General features: G+C 71.6%; 4 protein-coding genes. All 4 read right to left on the bottom strand.

What is annotated here, in order from left to right; all coding sequences use genetic code 11:
• Positions 1-626: hypothetical protein (locus DLJ58_RS00200; protein ID WP_244218716.1), on the bottom strand; the 626-nt coding region annotated here is incomplete at its 3' end.
• A gap of 72 nt (positions 627-698) precedes the next feature.
• Positions 699-1,466, bottom strand: coding sequence for a hypothetical protein (locus DLJ58_RS00195; protein ID WP_124853309.1), 768 nt, complete (start codon positions 1,464-1,466; stop codon positions 699-701).
• A 101-nt stretch (positions 1,467-1,567) separates the two neighbouring features.
• The gene (locus DLJ58_RS00190) at positions 1,568-2,146 is read right to left on the bottom strand and encodes a DUF4178 domain-containing protein (RefSeq protein ID WP_124853308.1); all 579 of its coding nucleotides are present in this window, start codon (positions 2,144-2,146) and stop codon (positions 1,568-1,570) included.
• A gap of 232 nt (positions 2,147-2,378) precedes the next feature.
• Positions 2,379-2,759 carry a hypothetical protein gene (locus DLJ58_RS00185; RefSeq protein ID WP_124853307.1) on the bottom strand — a complete coding sequence of 127 codons (381 nt, stop codon included), beginning with the start codon at positions 2,757-2,759 and terminating at the stop codon, positions 2,379-2,381.
• Between the last annotated feature and the right edge of the window lie 151 nt (positions 2,760-2,910).

Here is a 2,910-nt window from a genome sequence, read left to right as displayed (position 1 = left end):
GCGTCAGAGGTGTATAAGAGACAGGGCGTGAACATGGGCGGTGCGGTTGGTGCCGTGGAGCGGTGGCGGCCGAACCAGCTGTTCGCCGCCGGCAGCGCCAGCAGCATAGCTACTACAAGGTAACCGAGCGCCTGTGCGACGGAAAGCCCGGCGTTGAGCGGGATCCACCAGGACGGGTACGCGTCGCCGATCAGACCGAGCAACTCGGCGAGAGCCTGCTCGCCGGAGCCCAGTTGCAGTGGCGCGGACCGTTCGCCGACGACCACCGCCACGCTGCAGCAGCCGGCGAGCAGGCCGAGCCCGCTGACCACCCAGGTCGCCACCCGGACACCGTTGCGACCGGTCAGCAGCCCCAGGGCCAGGCCGGCGAGCAACGGCGCGGAGAGCACCGCCACCACCGCCGACAGCACCGCGGACGCGCGGAGCAGAGTCACCACGTCGTCGATCTGCTCCGGGCTCGCCGAGGTGTCGCGGGCGGCGGAGCGGAACGCGTCGACCGTGCCGCCCAGCACCACCAGGTCGACCACTGCGTACGCGAGCGCGGCGACAGCCATCACCGACAGCACGGTCACGGCCGACAGGACGGCGGCGGGCCGGCGGGCCGGTGCCGATTCCGGGTACGACACGACGAATCCCTCCGGTAGGCGTCGGGTTGCAACCTACTCGGAGGGATCGTCGGCGTCGTGCTTATCGAGCCGTCAGCTGGTCGGCGGCGGGTTTGACCCGGGCCGGTCCGTTGGCGGCGTGTCGTCCGGCCGGTTCGCGGTCGGTGGCGGCGGGTAGCTCGGCTCCCCACTCGACGGATAACCCGGCTCAGCCGATGCCTGCGGATAACCCGGCTGACCGGGCGCCTGCGGGTGGCCCGGGTAGCTGGCGCCCGGGGTGGGCGGCTCCCAGCCCGCGGTGGGCTTGCGGAAGAACGGGTTGGCCTTGGGCAGCGCCAGCAGGACCAGCGCCGCGATCAGCGCGATCAGGCTGAGCACGCCGAGCAGGAGGCTGACCGGGGTGACCCAGGAGGGCAGGGCCTCCTCCAGGCGGCGCTGGATCTCCTCGGGGCTCGGCCCGTCGCCGGTGGTCCCGCCACCGGTGTTGAAGCCGCCGGCCGCGTTGCTGAGCAGGCCACCGCCCACGCAGCAGACCATGATGCCGCCGACGATCCAGGTGGTGATCCGGGCGCCGTTGCGGCCCTGGTTGTTGAACAGGGCCAGCACGCCCAGCACGACCGCGAGCAGCAGCAGGACGATGCTCCCGCCGATGCCGACGACGGCGAAGACGTCGGCCACCTGGTCACCATCGGTGGCGCTGTCCGCGTACGCCGCACGGAGCGCGTCCCGCGTCTTGCCGAAGGTGCTGAGCGTGATGATCAGACTGATCACCTGGAGCGCCAGGAACAGGAAGAGCAGGTAACTGGAAATCGACACAATGGATGGCCGCTGACGGGCCGGCGTGCTCTGGGAATCGACCACGATTCTCCTTCCCTAAGATCGCGCCCACACCGTATCGACAACCGGCCAGTTCGGCATGCCGTGACGAGCCCGGCGCGTCCGCCCGGTCCGGCTCGGTGGCGTCAGGAACGGGGCGGGAGGATCGCCAGGTCGGCGGGGTCGAGCAGGTCACCGCGGGCGACCTGCCAGCCCTCTTCGCCGTACGCCTCGAAGGAGAGCCGCGCGGCGGCACCGGACTGGTAGTCGTGGTAGCGCATCGTCCCGGTCGACGGCAACTCGGTCTCTCCGGTGGCGGTGTAACGCGCCTGCCCGGTCTCGGCCCACGTGTAGCGCCGCCCGCCGAGTTCGATGGTCGGGGCGCCCGGGGTGACGGTCGCGCCCGGTTCGGCGGTCCAGAACACCAGCTCGAGTTCGAGGCCGGCCTCCACGGAGAGCCGGTGGCGGGTGCCGGAGTCGCCGTCGAGGAGGTGCTGCACCCAACTCCAGTCGCCCTCGACCAGACGGATCGTGGCTCTCACCGCGTACTCCCGCTCGCGGATCCGCACGCTGTCGCCCGGGGTCAGGCGGAGCGGGCCGTCGCGCGGTGGCTCCGCCGGCTGGCCGTCCGGCCGGCCCGTCGGCCGTCGGCGTGCCCACACGACGACCACGACCACCGCGAGTACGGCAACAGCCGCCACCAGGCACGTCACCAGCGTGTCCACCCGACCACCTCCCCAGGTACGTCGGCGCAGACGGTAACAACCCTCGGCACCAGGAAGGCCCGCGCTGTGGCCGACAGCTCAGCTGACGGAGGCTGTCGGGTGCGTCCGCCGGTGGCATCGCCGGCGGGCCGGTCGGACGCGGCGCGGTGGCCGGCGGGCTCACGGCTCGCAACGTCCGGCGCGTTGCCGGCGACCGGCACGACCAGTCGGGTGGCACCGACCGGCAAATGGATCATGCTGCGGCGAGCCGCCGGCTGGCGTAGGTGCCCAGGGTTTCGCGGTCCATCACGCAGCCGACGAAGGTGGTGAACTCGCTCGGGTCGTCCCGCAGCGACGTCCAGGCCGCTCGGGCCACCTCCGGGTCGACCCGCTCCAGCAGCGTGGCCGCGTACGCCCGGCCGGCGGGTGTGCCGTCTGCCAGCACCCGGTCGAGCTGGCGGCGTACCTCCTCGGGGTGGTCGCCGAGGGCCGCCTCGACCCGGTGGTACGCCTCGGTCACCGGCAACAGCGTGCCCGCGATCCCCACCCCACCAAAGGCGAGCGTGTCAGCCGCCACCAACTCGTCGACAGCGGCGCCCAATTCGCGCTCCCAAGCCTTCCGCATCCCAAACATGCCTCCACCCTTTCCCCGTCCGCACCCACTCCACCCCGTTGATCAAGAGGTTTGCGCCATGAGCGGACTCTCTCCTGACACAGCCATCGTGTTCAGGCGCCAGATGGTGGGGTCAGTAGCCGCGCCACTCCGTGCGGGCGTAGTCGAGGAC

The organism is Micromonospora arida (assembly GCF_003857035.1).
GTDB classification, from domain to species: Bacteria; Actinomycetota; Actinomycetes; order Mycobacteriales; family Micromonosporaceae; genus Micromonospora; species Micromonospora arida.
The sequence above is the reverse complement of the archived record's forward strand: the minus strand, read 5'-3'. Positions and strand labels throughout refer to the sequence as shown.

What these genes read in the sequence shown, in the direction of transcription:
- DLJ58_RS00185 (WP_124853307.1), bottom strand. Translation starts at nt 2,759, where the DNA reads ATGTTTGGGATGCGGAAGGCTTGGGAGCGCGAATTGGGCGCCGCTGTC.